The sequence below is a fragment of the Prosthecochloris marina genome (genome assembly GCF_003182595.1).
Taxonomy (GTDB): Bacteria; Bacteroidota; Chlorobiia; order Chlorobiales; family Chlorobiaceae; genus Prosthecochloris; species Prosthecochloris marina.
This window is the reverse complement of sequence record NZ_PDNZ01000002.1, coordinates 133,366-150,820: the sequence shown is the minus strand read 5'-3', so window position 1 is coordinate 150,820 and position 17,455 is coordinate 133,366. Positions and strand designations below refer to the sequence as shown.

Below are 17,455 nucleotides of genomic sequence, written 5' to 3'. Positions count from 1 at the left end.
TTCGAAAATAGCAGGGGTTTACTCTGGGCTGTAGAACCAAACAGGCTTGCCGTCTTTCGGATTGATCATTCCTGCAGGAAGGTTCGACTTCAAACCCGCAGTTATGTCGCTGACCATGTTTTTTTTGTTTTCTCCCATTACGAAAAAAACTACTGTACGTGCGTTGTTGATGACCGGCAATGTCAAGCTCAGCCGATATCCGGGAGGAGATCCCTGAGGTGCGTAGATCGGGATAACCCACCGGTTTGATTCTTCCAGGGCATCCGTGTCTCCCGGGAAGAGTGATGCAGTATGACCATCGGGTCCCATTCCAAGAATAACTATGTCGAAAACCGGAAAAGAGTTTTGGCGGTTCTTGCCGTGTTTGTCGAAAAAGTTTTTAAGCTCTTGCTCATAGCGAGTGGCTGCTACATCGTAATTTTCGCTGACGTGAGGCATGGGAAATATATTCCTTTCCGGTATAGGAACTGTTGCTATCAACGATTCATGAGCCATTCTGTAATTGCTGTCAGGATGGTTTTCCGGTACGCAACGCTCGTCACCCCAGAATAGCATTATCGATTGCCAGGGGAGACGGACCGAAGTGGTATCGAGTGTTCGGGTTACCGCATTTTCGGGGAAGGAAAAACCCTTTTCTTGCATGATGGAAGGGGGAATTCCCTCTGCAAGCCGGCGGTAAAGCTTTCGGGGGGAACTTCCCCCCGAAAGTACAAGCGAGCAAAACCCGTTGCTGTCGATAGCTCTGAAAATACGGTTGGCTATATACGCCGCGGCATCTGAAACGGTACTTTTTTCAGTTCCTGTAATCAGCATGGTGTGTGCATCTATATGGTGCTTACTGCAGATTTTTTGCTGCTTCTACAACGTTTTCGACAGTAAATCCATATTCTTTGAGAACGGTGCTTCCCGGTGCCGATGCGCCGAAGTGGTCGATGCCGAGAATGATGCCTTCGTCGGTGGCATATTTATCCCACCCGAAAGGTGAAGCGGCTTCAATGACTATTCTCCTGCGGATGGACGAAGGTAAAACGTTGTTACGGTATGTTTCAGGTTGCTGTTCGAACAACTCCCTTGAAGGCATAGAGACAACTCTTGTCGGTACCTTTTCTTGCTGAAGGGCTCGTTGAGCTTCAAGGGCAAGGTGGACTTCGGAACCGGTTGCGATGAGTATAATCGGCCGGTTTCCTCCGGTCGAAGGAGTACTCCACTCCGAAAGTACATAACCTCCTTTCGGGGTTCCTTCGGCAACAGGGTGGGTCTGCGGATCGAGTACAGGAAGTGATTGCCTTGAAAAAACAAGGACTGTTGGTTTTTTATGTGTCAGCGCGATCTGCCATGCAGCTTTTGTTTCCTGAGCATCGGCAGGCCGGAGTACGGTCAGCCCGGGGATCGAACGCAGCATGACAAGTTGTTCGATCGGCTGGTGTGTCGGGCCGTCTTCACCGACCGCTATACTGTCGTGGGTGAAAATGAAAAGGGAGGGGATCTGCATGAGAGCGGCGAGTCGCAGTGCCGGTTTCATGTAATCCGCGAAAACCAGGAAGGTCGCCCCATAAGGGATAAGCATTCGAGAGAGGGCCATGCCGTTGATAATGGCTCCCATGGCATGTTCCCTGACGCCAAAACGGAAATTTGCTCCGCCGTAGTTCCCGGAAGCGAAATCAGAGGCGTGTTTGACCTCGGTTCCGGTCGAGGGTGCAAGGTCTGCGGAGCCACCGACAAGAAATGGAAGCTTACCCACGATTGCATGCAGTACTTTGGAGGAGGCTTTACGTGTAGCCAGTTTTTCTTCAGGACTGAATTCCGGCAGGAGGTTTTCCCAGCCGTCAGGCAATGTATTATGCAGCATGGTATTCATTTCAGCTGCCAGGTCGGGATGTTTTTCACTATATACCTGGTAGAGCTCGTTCCATCTTTTTTCAGCAGTGGTACCTTTCTCGCGAATATTGCTCAGGTGGGCGGTTACGGATTCAGGCACATGGAATGAACTTCCTTCGGGAAAGCCGAATTTTTCTCTGACTATTGCGGCTTCATCCCCGCCGAGAGGAGCTCCGTGCGAGGCGGCGCTGTCCTGCTTGTGCGGGCTGCCGAACCCGATGTTTGTTTTAGCAATGATCATCGAGGGTTTTTCTGAAACCTCTTGCGCTTTTTTAACTGCGTATTCTACGGCTTCTGTATCGTTGCCGTCAATATTCTCTACGTGCCAGCCATATGCTTCAAATCTCTGATGAACACTTTCCGTAAATGCGAGATCGGTTGAGCCTTCAATGGATATACTATTGTGGTCATAGAGGCAGATAAGCTTGCCAAGTCTCAGGTGCCCGGCAATGGAGGCGGCTTCGGATGTGACTCCTTCCATCAGGTCGCCGTCGCCGCAAATGACGTAGGTATTGTAATCGATCAATTCCATTCCCGGTCTGTTCAGTCGTTCGGCACAGTATCGTTCTGCTATTGCCATACCGACAGCATTTGACAATCCCTGCCCGAGGGGGCCCGTTGTCGTTTCGACGCCCGGGGTGTGGCCGTACTCAGGGTGACCAGGTGTTTTACTACCCCACTGGCGAAACTGTTTGAGGTCTTCAATTGAAAGATCGTACCCGGTCAGATGGAGCAGACTGTAAAGGAGAGCCGAGCCGTGACCTGCTGAAAGTACGAAACGATCACGGTTCAGCCATTCCGGGTTGTCCGGGTTATGCTTCATGAGTTTCGTCCAAAGCACGTATGCCATGGGTGCCGCTCCCATCGGCATGCCCGGGTGTCCTGACTGCGCTTTTTCCACCATGTCAACTGCTAACAGGCGTATAGTATTGATAGCCAGCTGGTCGATTGGATCAGTATGCATGAATTGCTCCTTTAGAGGAATTGTTGTCGTCAGGGACGCACCGCTTCGTGTTTCATGCCGTGCAGGCCCCGTCTCGACGGATTCGATTTTCAGTAACTGGCAGGATGGACTCAAAATGCTCATTCCTGACTCACATAATGTAGTATATAAGGGGATTTAATCCTGAGCACCAGGGCATTATGAATTATTTTTCTTTCCATGGTCTTCTGGGGAAAACAATTGCTCTCAGGGTTGTCTTGTAAACAGAGGATGAGTAATTTGAGGCCGTAACACCTTTCAAAGAATAACTCAAGTCTGCTTGTCCATGTCGCTGATCGACGGCTACGGTGTTTTGATCGGAAAGCTTCACCGCTATGAATGCGATGATGGCCGTAGCAAGAATGAATATTATCACTGCAATATTCGGGTGAAAACCCGAAAAGGTCTTTACCGCTGTGCCGTTGATCTTGACAGTAAAAATCAGCATGACGGTCTTCACTGGAAGATGATCGAACTGGGCAAGAGTGATATGCGGGGGCTTGTCTCTCTCGAAAGCGGTTGGCACTATCTCAGGTCGGAGCCGGGATCGGGTGCGCTCGATTACCTGAGAAGTCCAGAGCTGCAGCCGGTGGCTCTGTGTCAGAATGCCGGTGGCGAGTGCTTGCCCTGGAAGCATGGTGCAAGTCATGACGCTTTCGACGATCTCATGCTGGTGCTTGAAGGTTCTGTCAAGCTTTTGGTTTTTGGAGAGCCGTTCCGGAGGGGAAAAGGAGTACATAACGTGCATCAGAACCAGGGTGATCCTCCACAGAGCCGCTGGTCGAGGGAGAACGGTATCTGGCAGGACGGTGCCGTGGCCGGCTTGCGAGGTGACGGGTCTGTGAGGATTTTTCTCAGCAAGTTTAAAACGCAGGCTATCCGTACCGATGACCGGGGAAAACCCTTGCCATTCGTAAGCCCGAATCCTGACGATTGAAGTCGGGTACAGCGGAATTCTTTTCCGAATGACCATGATGCCGGGGGTGGTGACTGCTGGCAGAGAACAGCCTACTTTCGGCTTGTATTCCTTTTTTCGATCATCATACCCCAAAGAGGATTATAGCCATGGATATCGTCGGTTTCGCCATTTTCGTTGACGACAGGGTGCCCCTGGTTATACCAGCGGAATATACCGCCTCGAAGGTTATAGCATTCCTTTGCGCCTTCAGCCTTGCATGCCTTGTAAACCCTGTTGAGATAGTTGGAACTTCTCTGACCGACAGAGCAGTAAAAGATTACCGTTTTTTCCCTGATCAGCCCACCGTGTTCCCTGATGAAATCATTGGTCGGGGTTTCTGGCGGTAACAGCACCGCTCCGTCGATATGGCTTTTTGCGTATTCCCCGTATGTACGAGTGTCGAAAAGCAGGATGTTTTCCTTCTTTTTCAGCCTTTTCGAGAGTTCATCGGCTGAGATCAGAGGAACGGGATAACTTTTCTCGATCATGCTTTCTGTCGCATCAAGAGCACCCTGCATATTGATAATATTTCCGAGCATGATGTTTTCCGCCGTTGTGAAACAGGTTGCTTTTTATGAAAACAACAATGGCCTGGAGAAAGTGCCGCGTTGTTTGCAGGTCTGAAACACCGCAAAAGAAAAATCCTGTGTATCTTGAAAGTGTGGTTTTTGATAATGCATATCGACCAGTGAAAACTCAAGGGAGGTTTTTATGGAACAAGGAGCACAGCCGTTCGACTTCGGACGTAAAGTGGACCCGAACACGTTCGAGAAACTGATACAGGATGGCTACGAGGTGGACCCTTCGAAATATCTTAAAGAGGGTTGGGAAGTTTTCAAGTCCCGCCCCGGTGAATTCATTGTTTTCAGTGTGATTATTTTTGTTGTGATCGGATTGTTTTCGAGGCTCGATTTCATAGGTCCTCTTGCCACAACAGCCGTTATTTCCCCGCTGTATGCTGGATTTATCGTTGTGATTTTTATGCTTTTCAAGGGCCGTGAAGTTCAGTTCGGGGATTTTTTCAAGGGTTTCAACTATTTTCTGCCTCTTGTGCTGGCAGGTATTGTTTCGGGTATTCTTGTCGGTATCGGTTTTGCTCTTTTACTATTGCCGGGCATATACCTTGCGGTGAGTTACATGTTCGTTTCCATGCTGATTGTCGATTACCGCATGGAGTTTTGGCAGGCTATGGAGACGAGCCGGCAGATCGTGACGAAAAACTGGTTTTCTCTGTTTGTTTTTTTTCTTTTGCTTTTCGTGGTCAACCTGCTCGGGGTGCTCGCGTTGGGGATCGGCTTACTGGTGACCATACCTCTGAGCATTTGTTCGGTCTGTGTGGCTTACCGGGATATTGTCGGTTTGCATGAAGCGGGTGAGTTGACAACGTAAGGAAATGGCATTATGAATGGTTGGTCATGATGGTGATCGCAATAAAAAAGAGGCTGCCTCAGTTATGATTCTGAGACAGCCTCTTTTTATTCTCGATGACGGGGTTACTGGCCGGGCATCTGCATGCCCTCGAACTTTTGCTGCATGCTTTTCATCATCTCTTCCATCTCTTTCATATTCTCCTCGTTCATCATGTCCTGCATTTGTTCAAGCTGTTTCATATCCTCATCGGAAATCTGCGGGACCATCATCTGCAGGGCAGATTCTTTTTTTGTGTAACTGCCGGGAACCTCGAAATATGATTTGTCGAGATTTTTCCGCTCAATCTTGACAAATTCCATGGTTGTGTTGGATTCTTTGTCCAGAACTTTGAGCGGAAACCCTTCGAGGCCTGCTTTTTTCAGGCGGATGTCAAACGCTGCCGAACCTTTTTTCCCTCCCGGCTGAAGCCGGGCGAAATCGGCAGCACTGATAAGGTCTTTCGTCAGCCACATTTCGGTTTCACCGTGATCGTCGGTGATGCGAACATGCTTGCATGTATAGCCATGCAGGATTTCCGTGCCAAGCTGTTCAACCTTGTAGTTTTCTTTTTCTGTTTCTTCAACCATCGTATCGAATTCATCTTCGAACTCGTTCATGTCCAGGACGCTGTAGGTTTTTTCCTTTTCGTTGAGCGTATACAACAGGTTTGGCTCATCGGCAGGGGTCAAGGTTACAAGATGAAGCATGACGGTGCCCGTTGCCGGATCGGCCAGATCCATTTCGAACCGTGTGCCGTGTTTCGAGATATACAGTTTGCCGTTCTGAGATCCTTCAGGAGCTGAGAGCTGCATATGCAGAATACCCTCGAACTGTTTTCTGAACAAGCCTTCCGCCAGGGGTGCGGCAGGTTTGTCGGATGAAACACCTTCCTGTGCTTTTTCTTCTGCTTTCTGCTGGCAGGCAGAAAGAAGGGAAAGCTGAAAGAGAGTAATCACAAAAAGCAGGATTAGTTTACGCATGATGACGACAGATTTGATTATTCCTGAAATTATAAGGGAGGTAATTTACAAAAATGCATCTATTTTAGTCAGGTCTATCATACATATCAATGAATACGTGTAATCGGAAAAGATCATGAATAAGATGTCTTTTTTTTCTTCAATAATCCTTTTTTTTACGTTTTCGGCTTTTGCTTTACCTCTTTATGCTGCAGATTCTGCTGTAACAGTTTCAGCTCAGGGGACAGTCTCGGTCAAGCCAGACATGGCAGAGCTTCGGATCCAGTTGATCGATAGGGCCCGGACGGCCGAACAGTCGGCAGCACTTTCAGCAAAAAAGCACAAGACCGTTCAACAGGCATTGAGAGCTGTAGGCGTCAGTATAAACGATACTGGAACAAAATCTTTTTCAATTCGCCAAGAATGGGAATGGAATAATTCAACCCGAAAGAGAAATTTTAAAGGCTATGTTGCTACGCATGTGCTTCATGTTATTGTTAAGAATCTTGATGATGTTGGCCGTGTGATTGATGCATCTGTTCGGGCAGGGGCCAACGAGATACCGATTATAAGGTTTACCAGTTCGGAATATGAGAAAAAGCGACGCGAAGCTCTGGTTAAGGCAGTAGAAAACGCAAAAAAAGATGCGCAGATTATGGCGATGGCATCTGGTCTGTCTCTGGGAAAGCTCCTTGATATGCAGCATGAATATAATCCTGTCTACCCTGTGCATGGAATGGCCCAAGGTAGGGCAGAAAAAGCCTTGTCTTCAACGGTTCCAACTGAAATTTTTCCGAGTGAACAGGATGTCAATGTCTCGGTGCACTGCCGGTGGTCACTTGTCGGAAAGTAAACTTGAAAGTGCTAAGAAGTTCCTCTTGGACTAAATGTTTCTTGAAATAAAGAAAAAAAAGTATCTTCTTTGTTAACATTTCATGCATATCATTATACGTGCAGTATCATACCTGAAATATATCGCGACCTCTTTTGTGTGCAAATTAATAAGTGGGCTTCGCAGTGCGGAATAACTGATTCGGTATGAGGGATATTTTTGTTCCATGACCGAGAAAGGCACAAAGACTTTACGCTGTGGCATAGATAGCTATGGCGACGGCTTTTGCTTTTTTCTATGTGCTTAATCTACTGAAACGAAGAAAAGGAGAAGATCATATGGCGATAAGACTCATCTGCCTTGTAATGTTTTTTGTTTTTTCACCTCTCAATGCACACTGTGTTCCTTCGCAAAAGGAGCTTTCCTCCACTATCCAGACTCTCTATCGCATCCCTGAACTAAGAAACAACATTGACTATAAAGTCCTCAAGAAGGCTATGGTCGGGTATTACACCTTGAAAAGTAAAGGTCAGTTGAAAAACGACAAAGTGCTCACTATCATCGATTATAATCAGCCTTCCGTTAAAAAGCGCTTGTTTGTTATCGACATGGACCGAAACCGTCTTTTGACATCTTCGCTGGTTGCGCACGGTAAAAACAGCGGTCAGAATCTGGCAGTCAAGTTTTCCAATGTGCCGGGATCGTTTAAAAGCAGTCTCGGCTTTTTTGTGACCGACAGAACCTATCAGGGGAAGCATGGTTATTCATTGAGGCTCAGAGGGCTTGAGCAGGGTATCAATGATAATGCGCTGGTGCGCAATATCGTTATTCATGGTGCGGACTATGTTTCCACTGATTTTATCAGGCAGCACGGTCGCCTTGGAAGAAGTCTGGGATGTCCTGCACTGCCTTTTTCGCAGTACAGGCAGGTGATCGATCTTATAAAAGGCGGGTCCTGTCTTTTTATCTATAAAGGGAATCAAAACTATGTCGGCCGCTCCGACCTGCTCAATCCTGACATTGCCCTTCACGATCCTGCATAATGTTTCCGGAGGATGCGTTGCCCCGGTACCACCGAAAAGTTTTCTCGGAGGTACCGGGAAGGAACTCTGGATGTACCATTGAGCGTTCTCTTCAAAACATTGTCGACAAAGTGCTGTATCGATTTTTTTCGAGACAGGGTGTAAGACTTTCTCAAGTCATAACCTATTTCTTATGGTCGTTATACTGGTATTGCTTCTGGTATTCAGTCTCGGCAGTTCAGCAGAGGCTTCTCCGCAAAAAAACAATGTTTCCGGGACTAAACGTGTTCAGTCAACTTCAGGCGGTAGCAGCGACGTAAGGGAGAATATTCGTTGTCACATCGAGCAACTCGAGGAAGACGTCGCTCTGCAAATCGGGAGGGAGAAGGTTGCATTCAACGCATTACTGGCGGATTTTTACAGATCGAACGATTTCAGTCCTGTCTGGGTAAAGCGTTCCCAGATTACCGAACTGCTCGAAGCGATCAAGTCGGTTGAGGCAGACGGGCTTTCTCCTCAGGACTACCATCTTGACGGTATACAGGAGTTTTATGATGATGCCCCGTCTTCACCCTTTTTAAAGGCCCGGTATGAGTTGTTGCTTACCGATGCGATGTTCAAAATGTCTTATCATTTGCTTCACGGCAAGGTAGATCCCGAGAAGATCGATTCTAACTGGAATCTCTCCAAAGGTGAAAATGGAAACGGCCTGGTCGGCAGTCTCGGGAACGCTCTTGCCGGTGACTCCCTTAGTGCAGTTATCTCGACGTTTCGTCCAAGTCATCCCAAGTATACAAGTCTCAAAGAAGGGCTTGCCAGGTACCGTTACATTGCTGCCGGCGGCGGTTGGATGAGCATTCCGGATGGCCCTACCATCAAGGAGCCCGGCCAGTATGATGATAGAATGCCTGCATTGAGAAGACGGCTTGAAATAACCGGTGAAATCGAGGAATTTGCACTGGTCGATACATCATACGCATCATCTGCCCTATTGTACAGCAATGAACTGATGGATGCCGTCAAACGTTTTCAGGCGCGTCTTGGACTCGATGTTGACGGGGCGGTCGGCCCCAAGACGTTGCGGGCTCTCAATGTGCCTGTTTCTCGAAGGATTGATCAGATCCGACTCAATCTTGACCGATATCGCTGGTTTATTCAGAAGCTCGAACCTACGTTTCTCCTGGTCAACATTGCAGGGTTTACGGTTCAGTATGTTGAAAACTGGAATTACCGGTGGGGATCCAGGGTCATTGTCGGGGAACCTTACTGGAAAACCCCTGTTTTCAAGGCAGATATGCAGTACATCATTTTTAATCCGTCATGGAATGTTCCCCCGGGCATTCTGAGAAAAGAAGCTCTGCCGGCAATCAAGAACAATACAGGATATCTGGCAAGAAACGGTCTGCAGGTTATCGACCGTAGCGGTCGTGTGGTGAATCCGGCTTCGATCAACTGGGCGTCATACAGCGCCAGTTCGTTGCCTTATCGACTGCGTCAACCGCCTGGTACAAGAAACGCACTCGGTCGTGTCAAGTTCATGTTCCCGAACAAGCATCTGGTCTATCTCCATGATACGCCGAGCAAGCATCTTTTCGATAAAAGCACCCGAGCGTTCAGCCACGGGTGTATTCGCCTTCAGAACCCTCTCGAACTTGCAGAGATTCTACTTGGATGGGGTGAGGACGATGTCCAGGACGTTATCGCTGCCGGTAAAACCAGGACAGTTCACCTTCCTCAGAGAATTCCGATTTTCCTGGTGTACCTTACCGCTTTGGTGGAGAATGACGAAGTGTTGTTCAGGGATGATGTTTACGACCGTGATGAAGCGGTTCTCAGTGCTCTCAAAGAGCCTTATCCCTACAAGACAGTTGAAAGCTGTACATTTTAACGGGGTGTACAGGGAAAAATGTTTTTTCGGACATTTGTATCCAATCTGTTGTTTTCTTCGCTCCTGCCGGTTACTTTATACTGTTCAATAAGGCGTATCAGGAAACGGAAGACGGTGAAAATCCGTCGCGGACGCGCCACTGTAACTGACAAAATACCGGCAGACACCACTGTATCTCCCATACGGCAGGAAGGTTGCTGCACTGAAGGGTCAGAAGCCAGGAGACGCCCTGATCGCACGGAGCACGAATGTCTCGCGATTAGACAGGTATGCTGAAAAGTCGAGGTTCGGTGGCGTTCAACGCCAGAGCTGGTCGTACTTTGAGATTGTCTTCATTTCGAGGTGTCGTTGCTTCTTTCAGTTAACCACTGTCAAAAGGAGTAACAATGATCAAAAAACACATTGCAGGTTTTCCGAGAATCGGCGTCGGACGGGAGCTGAAAAAAGCTCTCGAGGCTTACTGGAAGGGGGTGATTTCCCAAGAGGTGCTGGAGGCGACGTGTCGAAGGCTTAAGCTTCACCATTGGGGGATTCAGGAAAGTGCCGGTTTGTCCTATGTCGCTACAGGTGATTTTTCTCTCTATGACCATGTTCTTGACGTCACGGCGATGCTTGGTGCTGTGCCCGAGAGGTTTGGTGAGTTCGATGCCGCCGGTGTCGGTATCGATACCTATTTCAGGATGGCTCGAGGGGATGCCGCCGCGAATATTGCGGCGATGGAGATGACAAAATGGTTCAATACAAACTACCATTACATCGTTCCTGAAATCTCCCCGTCGTTTTCACCTTCTCTTTCTTCCCGCAGAATTGTCGAGGATACCCGTGAAGCGATAAAGGCAGGCTTTCGTCCCAAACCGGTTCTGGTGGGACCGGTTACCTGGTTGTCTCTTGCAAAGGCGTCCGAAGGGTATGACCGTTGGGAAAAACTCGAAGAAGTCGTTGCTGTTTACTGCGGTATTCTTTCAGAGCTTGCTGAATTCTGTTCCTTGATACAACTCGATGAGCCGGTACTTTGTGCGGATATGGTTCCACAGGCCATCGAAGCTTTCGTTCCGGTTTACAAGAGGTTGAATGCTGCATCGGGTAATGCTTCGTTGTTGCTTGCAACCTATTTCGATACTCTTGACGATAATCTCGATCTTGCCCTTTCTTCAGGTTGCGGCGGGCTTCATGTCGATCTTGTCCGTGGCCGCGGATGTCTTGAACAGGTTTTGGGTAGTTTGCCGTCAGGGATGATTTTTTCCGCAGGTATCGTCGATGGTCGTAACATATGGAAAACGGACTTCGAGCAGGCTCTGGATGTTCTTGTCAGGATCAGAGGGGATGTGGGGGAAGAGCGCTTCATGATTGCTTCGAGTTGCTCGCTTCTGCACTCTCCGGTTGATTTGGAAGAAGAGACTTCTCTGAATCCCGAGTTGAAAAACTGGATGGCGTTTGCCGTTCAGAAGTGCGATGAAATCAGTGTTTTGGGGGATATTCTGGATTGTTGGGACTGCAGTGAAGCGCTCATTGAGAATACCGAAGCCATTCAGTCACGGCGGAACAGCGCATGGGTTGAAAACAAGGAGATTCGAGAGCATTGCGCATCCATCAGTGATCAGATGCTGCACAGAAGCAGCACGTATCAGGAGCGCCGTGAAAAACAGGCATGGCTGAATCTTCCTTTGTTTCCGACTACGACGATCGGTTCTTTTCCCCAGACAGCGGAAGTTCGCAGACAGCGCAGGCTTTTCAGCAAAGGTACGCTGGGGGCCGGGGAGTATGAGCAGTTTCTCAAGGATGAGATCCATGAGATTATCGGAAGACAAGAGGATTTGGGGTTGGATGTTCTTGTTCACGGGGAGGTTGAGCGCAATGATATGGTGGAATATTTCGGTCAGCAGATGGAGGGGTTTTGCTTCACCGAAAACGGCTGGGTGCAGAGCTACGGAAGCAGGTGCGTCAAACCGCCGATTATTTACGGTGATGTTTCACGTTCCGGCCCGATGACGGTTGAGTGGAGCACTTTTGCCCAGTCTCTGACTACGAAACCGGTCAAAGGTATGCTGACAGGGCCGGTAACCATTCTAAGCTGGAGTTTCGTTCGCGATGATCTTGAGCGTTCGGAGGTTTGCCGCCAGATCGCACTTGCTCTGAGGGACGAGGTTCAGGATCTGGAACATGCGGGAATAAGGGTTATCCAGATCGATGAAGCCGCGCTGAGTGAGGGTATGCCACTCAAGAAAAAGGACAGGGCATCGTATCTTCGATGGGCTGTCGATGCTTTCCGGTTGACCTCTTCGGGTGTTTCCGATTCGACCCAGATCCACACGCATATGTGTTACAGCGAGTTCAATCATATCATCGGAGCCATAGCTGCAATGGATGCCGATGTCATCAGCATCGAGTCGAGCAGGAGCCGTATGGAACTGCTCGACGCTTTCAGGGATTTCAGATATCCGAATGAAATAGGCCCGGGGATTTACGACATCCACAGCCCGAGGGTTCCTTCGAAAGAAGAGATGATGAAGCTTCTGGAAAAGGCTCTGGTTTTCATTCCCAAAGAAAGGCTTTGGGTCAATCCTGATTGCGGACTGAAAACCAGAGCATGGCCTGAAACGTTGGCGTCGCTCAGAAACATGGTTGCAGCGGCTCATGCTTTAAGGGATATACACAGCTATGTTTGTTGACCGAAGTACCTTGAGGAGATGCTATGAGAATGAAGAGGGCATCTCCTGCTTTTGAAAGTTGCCATCCCCGGGCCTGACCGTTACGAAACAACTATTTCACAGGTTTTACCCGGGGATCCACAGTGATCCCGTTTTTCACCGTGGATGCCGGATCAAGTCCGGCATGACTTTTCTTTGGGGTTGGGCTTTTTTTGCGACAGCCTCGTGTTTTTATGCGGTAAGGGATTCTATCTCATTACTCTGTGATGTGTAATGAAGGTGTGACGTAAGCCATTTTTCAACTTCCTTTCCGCTCATCCCTTTTCGCGCCGCGTAATCTTCGACTTGGTCTTTTGTGATTGATCCCAGCGCGAAATATCTTGCTTCCGGGTGCGCGAAATAAGTACCGCATACCGATGCCGCCGGGTTCATCGCACAGCTTTCGGTAAGGGTGACTCCTGTGTTGGCTTCTGCGTTGAGCAGATTGAATATCAACAATTTTTCAGAGTGGTCAGGGCAGGCCGGATATCCCGGTGCAGGCCGGATACCCAGGGAAACGTCGGGATGTTCGTTCGAAGCATACCCCCACACATTTTGTCCGACTTTTTCGTGCAGCATTTCCGCGAATGCTTCTGCGAGCCTGTCAGCCAGTGCCTGAGCCATGATGCGATGATAATCGTCATGTTCTTTTTCGAAGCGCTCCATCAAATGCTTCAGGCCGTGACCGGCAGTAACGGTGAAACAGCCGATATAGTCTTTTATGCCGCTTGAGGCGGGTGCTATGAAATCGGCAAGGGCGAGGTTGGGTGTTTCGTTTTTTTTCTCGGTTTGTTGTCTCAGGGTATGGAGGGTTGTCAGAAGCGATGTTCTGCTTTCATCGGCGTATACCTCGATGTCATCTCCTTTGCTGTTTGCCGGGAAGATGCCCACAACGCCTTTCGCGGTTAACGCGTGTTCCTCGCAGATTGTGTCGAGCAAACTGTTGGCGTCGTTGAAGAGCTTACGGGCTTCCGTTCCGTACCCTTCATGGTCGAATATTGCCGGGTATTTGCCGTGCAGCTCCCAGACTGCGAAAAAAGGCGTCCAGTCTATATAGTTGCGAAGTTCATCAAGGGAAACATCATCAAATGTCGTTATTCCCGGATGGCGCGGTGTTGTGACCGTGTCGCTGTTCCAGGACAGTTTCGCCCTGTTTTCCCTTGACTTTTCGAGGCTCAACAAATTTTTCGAGGCGTTTCTTGCAGCGTGGCCTTCGCGCAGCTCTTCCTGCTCTTTACGCAGTTTCGCTATAAAGCCGTCATGAAGAGAGGGCGTTACCAGATTGGCCACAGCCGGAACGCTCCGGGAGGCGTCGAGCACCTGAACAACCTGGCCTGAATAGTTCGGTGCGATTTTTACAGCAGTGTGGACCCTCGACGTCGTTGCTCCTCCTATCAACAGTGGAATTTTCATTCCCTTGCGTTCCATCTCTTTTGCAACGTGGACCATTTCGTCAAGAGAGGGGGTTATCAGTCCGCTGAGACCGATTACATCTGCATGCTCTTTTTCAGCGGCATCGAGGATTTTTTCACAGGGCATCATGACCCCGATATCGACAACATCGAAGTTGTTGCAAGCAAGAACTACCGCAACGATGTTCTTGCCGATATCATGGACATCCCCTTTTACGGTTGCAAGCAGAATTTTTGCTGCAGGTTTGGCGTCCTTGGCTTTCGCTTTTTCCTCTTCTATGAACGGGATGAGGTATGCGACGGATTTTTTCATCACACGAGCACTTTTGACGACCTGCGGGAGAAACATTTTTCCCTCGGCGAAAAGGTCGCCGATCGCGTTCATCCCATTCATCAATGGCCCTTCGATGATGTCGAGCGGACTCTGGTATTTTTGTCGTGCTTCTTCGGTATCGTCGTCGATATATTCGACAATGCCTTTTATGAGGGCGTGCTGCAGCCGTTCTTCGACCGTTCCGTTACGCCATTCGGCTTGTTTTGTCTCGCTTTTTACGTCGCCGCTCTTGACGGTTTCAGCGAATTCGACAAGCCGCTCGGTCGCGTCATCCCGACGGTTGAGGAGTACATCTTCGACCCGTTCAAGCAACGCCTTGTCGATTTCATCGTAGACAGTGAGCTGGCCGGCATTGACTATGCCCATGTCGAGTCCCGCCTGAATGGCGTGAAACAGGAACACTGCATGCATCGCTTCGCGTACGGGGTTGTTTCCACGGAAAGAGAACGAGACGTTACTGATACCTCCCGATACTTTCGCATGTGGCAGGTTCTGCTTTATCCAGCGGACGGATTCGATAAAGTCGACGGCATAGTTGTTGTGTTCTTCGATGCCGGTGGCGACGGTGAGTACATTCGGATCGAAAATGATATCCTGGGGAGGAAATCCGATTTCTTCGGTGAGGATCGTGTATGCCCGCTCACAGATCTCGATGCGGCGTTCGAGAGAATCGGCCTGGCCTTTTTCGTCGAATGCCATGACAACAGCCGAGGCACCGTAGTGCAAGACTTTTTGTGCACGCTCCCTGAAAAGTTCTTCACCCTCTTTCAGACTGATGGAGTTGACTATACATTTGCCCTGGGTACAGCGAAGACCGCTTTCGATCACCGACCATTTCGATGAGTCGATCATCAAAGGAGCTTTGGCTATCTCAGGTTCGGATGCAATCAAATTGATGAAGTCATGCATTACCTTTTCTGAATCGAGCATTCCTTCGTCGACGTTGATGTCGATGACCTGGGCTCCGTTTTCAACCTGTTGGCGGGCAATGGAAAGCGCATCGTCGTATTGCTCTTCGCGGACAAGGCGTGCGAATTTTCTCGATCCTGTAACATTGGTGCGCTCTCCGACGTTGATGAATCCCGTTGTCCGGTTGACAAAAAGCGGTTCAAGGCCTGACAGGCGTAACTCGTTGGAGGGAGCAGGTTTTTTCCTTGGCTCGATCGTTGAAACCGTTTCGGCAATGGCTTTGATATGGTCAGGGGTTGTTCCGCAGCAGCCGCCAACGATGTTGACGAATCCCGATTCAGCAAAATCTGCGATTTGAGCAGCCATGTATTCAGGGCTGTCATCGTATTCGCCGAATTCATTCGGCAGGCCGGCATTGGGGTAGACGCTGACAAAGCTGTCCGCTATGTTCGATAACGTTTCAAGAAAAGGTCTCATCTGTTTCGCTCCCATAGCACAGTTCAGCCCGACACTCAATAGTCCGGGGGTATGTGCTACGGAAACCCAGAACGCTTCAGTCGTCTGGCCGGAAAGAGTTCGTCCGCTTGCATCGACAATGGTTCCTGAAATCATGACAGGGAGCTGGGTCCCTTTTTCCCGTGAGAGTTGTTCGATAGCGTAAATGGCAGCTTTGCAGTTGAGGGTATCGAAGACCGTTTCGACAAGCAGAAGGTCTACACCTCCTTCGATGAGGCCTTCAATCTGTTGGCGGTAGTTATCGACGACGTCCTCGAATGATACAGCCCGGTAACCGGGGTTGTTGACGTCCGGAGAAAGAGAGAGCGTTTTGTTTGTCGGCCCAACGGACCCTGCCACGAAACGGGGTTTCGTGGGGTCTTTTTCCGTATAGGCATCTGCGGCCTTGCGTGCCAGATGTGCGGCTGCCAGGTTCAGTTCTCTTGTAAGATTTTCAGTACCGTAATCGGCTTGAGAAACCGGATTTGCATTGAATGTGTTGGTTTCGATTATGTCAGATCCTGCTTCGAGAAACTCACAATGAATGGCATGGATGATATCGGGCTGTGTGAGAACAAGAATATCGTTATTCCCTTTGAGAGGATGGGAATGGGTGGCAAACCGTTCAGCTCGAAAATCTTTTTCCTCGAGTTTGTATCGCTGGATCATGGTGCCCATAGCCCCGTCCAGCACAAGTATTTTACTCTTCAGTATGCTTGCAGGTGTTTGCTTCATTGTTGTTTGGCATCTTCTCAAAGGCTTCTCAAGTAAATGTTGTTCTGCGTCGGGATTTCTGCACGGCACATGTTCGAAATTCTCATATCCGCGAACGTTTGTCGGTCGCTCCTGTTTTTTCGCGCTTTACGCTTCGTGTTCCGATTCTACCGGTACCCATGACAATTAAGGGAGAGCCCTACGAATTAAAAGCTTGAATATACGCAATCTCCATCAATTCCTGAGCATAAGGATTCCTCCGGTCAGGGCGATGCTTTCGCACTTTTCGTACGGTAAAGCCAGTCCCTGATGAGTTCCAGCGCTTCGGTATTGATTTCATGTCCCATAGCGTATTCTCTGTAGGTGAGCCTGTCGGCATGTTCCTGAAGCCAGCGTTCGGAGTGCCTGCCGTTGGTGACGGGCAGGACGTCGTCATAAATGCCGTGCACGACAAGGAACGGAAGGGTCCGAAAAAGGTCCGGTTCTGCATTGACAAGAAACGGGGATTCGGGGAATTGCCCGCTCAACGCTATGACGCCATGAAGCAGGGCCGGTTCGGCAAGGGCCGCAAGATAGCTCATGACCGCACCCTGACTGAACCCCATCAGCCAGACTTTATTTTCTCGTGCGTTGTATCGATCCACGATGCCGTGCAGAAATTCAAGAAGCGTCTCTTTTGCTCTTCCGGCAGCTTCCCGGTCGACGGTAATGCCTTCCTGCGTAAACTCGATGGGGAACCAGCCATACATTTCCGGTGCTAGAGCGAGTGGTGCTCTTGGTGTGATGAGGTGAAGGTTTTGATCGAGAGACGGGGCAAGCTGCATGAGGTCTTTTTCATTGCTGCCGTAACCGTGCAGCATGATAAGGATATCCTCCCTCTGTTTTGATGCAGAGGGTCTGTCGAGGTAGATGAGAGACGACTGTGTTCGTTGAAGCATGATGAAAATTCAAGTCAAAATTTCAATAAGAAAAAGT

Annotated in this window: 12 protein-coding genes and 1 riboswitch; of the genes, 6 read left to right on the top strand and 6 right to left on the bottom strand. The window is 49.2% G+C overall.

Translation table 11 applies throughout. The features are described 5' to 3' along the window. Positions 1 to 18 precede the first annotated feature (18 nt). Complete coding sequence (gene pgl, locus CR164_RS02830) at positions 19 to 813, bottom strand: 6-phosphogluconolactonase (protein ID WP_110022416.1); 795 nt, start codon at positions 811 to 813, stop codon at positions 19 to 21. Between the two features lie 22 nt (positions 814 to 835). Further along, the gene (gene tkt / locus CR164_RS02825) at positions 836 to 2,842 is read right to left on the bottom strand and encodes a transketolase (protein ID WP_110022415.1); all 2,007 of its coding nucleotides are present in this window, start codon (positions 2,840 to 2,842) and stop codon (positions 836 to 838) included. 304 nt (positions 2,843 to 3,146) lie between these two features. On the opposite strand from tkt, the gene CR164_RS02820 reads away from it, so the two are divergent. Beyond that, entirely contained in the window at positions 3,147 to 3,797 is a 651-nt protein-coding gene (locus CR164_RS02820) for a YukJ family protein (protein ID WP_110022414.1), read from the top strand. Between the two features lie 71 nt (positions 3,798 to 3,868). Here the strand turns inward: CR164_RS02820 and CR164_RS02815 are convergent, their stop codons facing one another. Continuing rightward, positions 3,869 to 4,357: a rhodanese-like domain-containing protein gene (locus CR164_RS02815; protein ID WP_110022413.1), complete on the bottom strand. Its 489-nt coding sequence runs from the start codon at positions 4,355 to 4,357 to the stop codon at positions 3,869 to 3,871. A gap of 172 nt (positions 4,358 to 4,529) precedes the next feature. Here CR164_RS02815 and CR164_RS02810 point away from each other — a divergent pair, with 172 nt between their 5' ends. Then, positions 4,530 to 5,207: a hypothetical protein gene (locus CR164_RS02810; protein WP_110022412.1), complete on the top strand. Its 678-nt coding sequence runs from the start codon at positions 4,530 to 4,532 to the stop codon at positions 5,205 to 5,207. 104 nt (positions 5,208 to 5,311) lie between these two features. Here the strand turns inward: CR164_RS02810 and CR164_RS02805 are convergent, their stop codons facing one another. Next, complete coding sequence (locus CR164_RS02805; protein ID WP_110022411.1) at positions 5,312 to 6,208, bottom strand: DUF4412 domain-containing protein; 897 nt, start codon at positions 6,206 to 6,208, stop codon at positions 5,312 to 5,314. Positions 6,209 to 6,323: 115 nt separating this feature from the next. On the opposite strand from CR164_RS02805, the gene CR164_RS02800 reads away from it, so the two are divergent. From CR164_RS02800 to metE, 4 genes are all read left to right on the top strand, one after another. Next, positions 6,324 to 7,040, top strand: a complete 717-nt coding sequence (locus CR164_RS02800; protein ID WP_110022410.1) for an SIMPL domain-containing protein — start codon at positions 6,324 to 6,326, stop codon at positions 7,038 to 7,040. Between the two features lie 317 nt (positions 7,041 to 7,357). Beyond that, entirely contained in the window at positions 7,358 to 8,062 is a 705-nt protein-coding gene (locus tag CR164_RS02795; protein WP_110022674.1) for a murein L,D-transpeptidase catalytic domain family protein, read from the top strand. A gap of 172 nt (positions 8,063 to 8,234) precedes the next feature. Continuing rightward, positions 8,235 to 9,929, top strand: a complete 1,695-nt coding sequence (locus CR164_RS02790; RefSeq protein WP_110022409.1) for a L,D-transpeptidase family protein — start codon at positions 8,235 to 8,237, stop codon at positions 9,927 to 9,929. Positions 9,930 to 10,001: 72 nt separating this feature from the next. After that, a riboswitch (cobalamin riboswitch) is annotated at positions 10,002 to 10,177 on the top strand. A 141-nt stretch (positions 10,178 to 10,318) separates the two neighbouring features. Further along, the gene (gene metE / locus CR164_RS02785; RefSeq protein ID WP_110022673.1) at positions 10,319 to 12,598 is read left to right on the top strand and encodes a 5-methyltetrahydropteroyltriglutamate--homocysteine S-methyltransferase; all 2,280 of its coding nucleotides are present in this window, start codon (positions 10,319 to 10,321) and stop codon (positions 12,596 to 12,598) included. Positions 12,599 to 12,808: 210 nt separating this feature from the next. Here the strand turns inward: metE and metH are convergent, their stop codons facing one another. Together metH and CR164_RS02775 are read right to left on the bottom strand one after the other, a co-directional pair. After that, on the bottom strand, positions 12,809 to 16,501 hold the full coding sequence (gene metH, locus CR164_RS02780; RefSeq protein WP_110022408.1) for a methionine synthase: 3,693 nt from the start codon (positions 16,499 to 16,501) through the stop codon (positions 12,809 to 12,811). Positions 16,502 to 16,743: 242 nt separating this feature from the next. Continuing rightward, complete coding sequence (locus CR164_RS02775) at positions 16,744 to 17,418, bottom strand: alpha/beta hydrolase (protein WP_110022407.1); 675 nt, start codon at positions 17,416 to 17,418, stop codon at positions 16,744 to 16,746. Positions 17,419 to 17,455 lie beyond the last annotated feature (37 nt).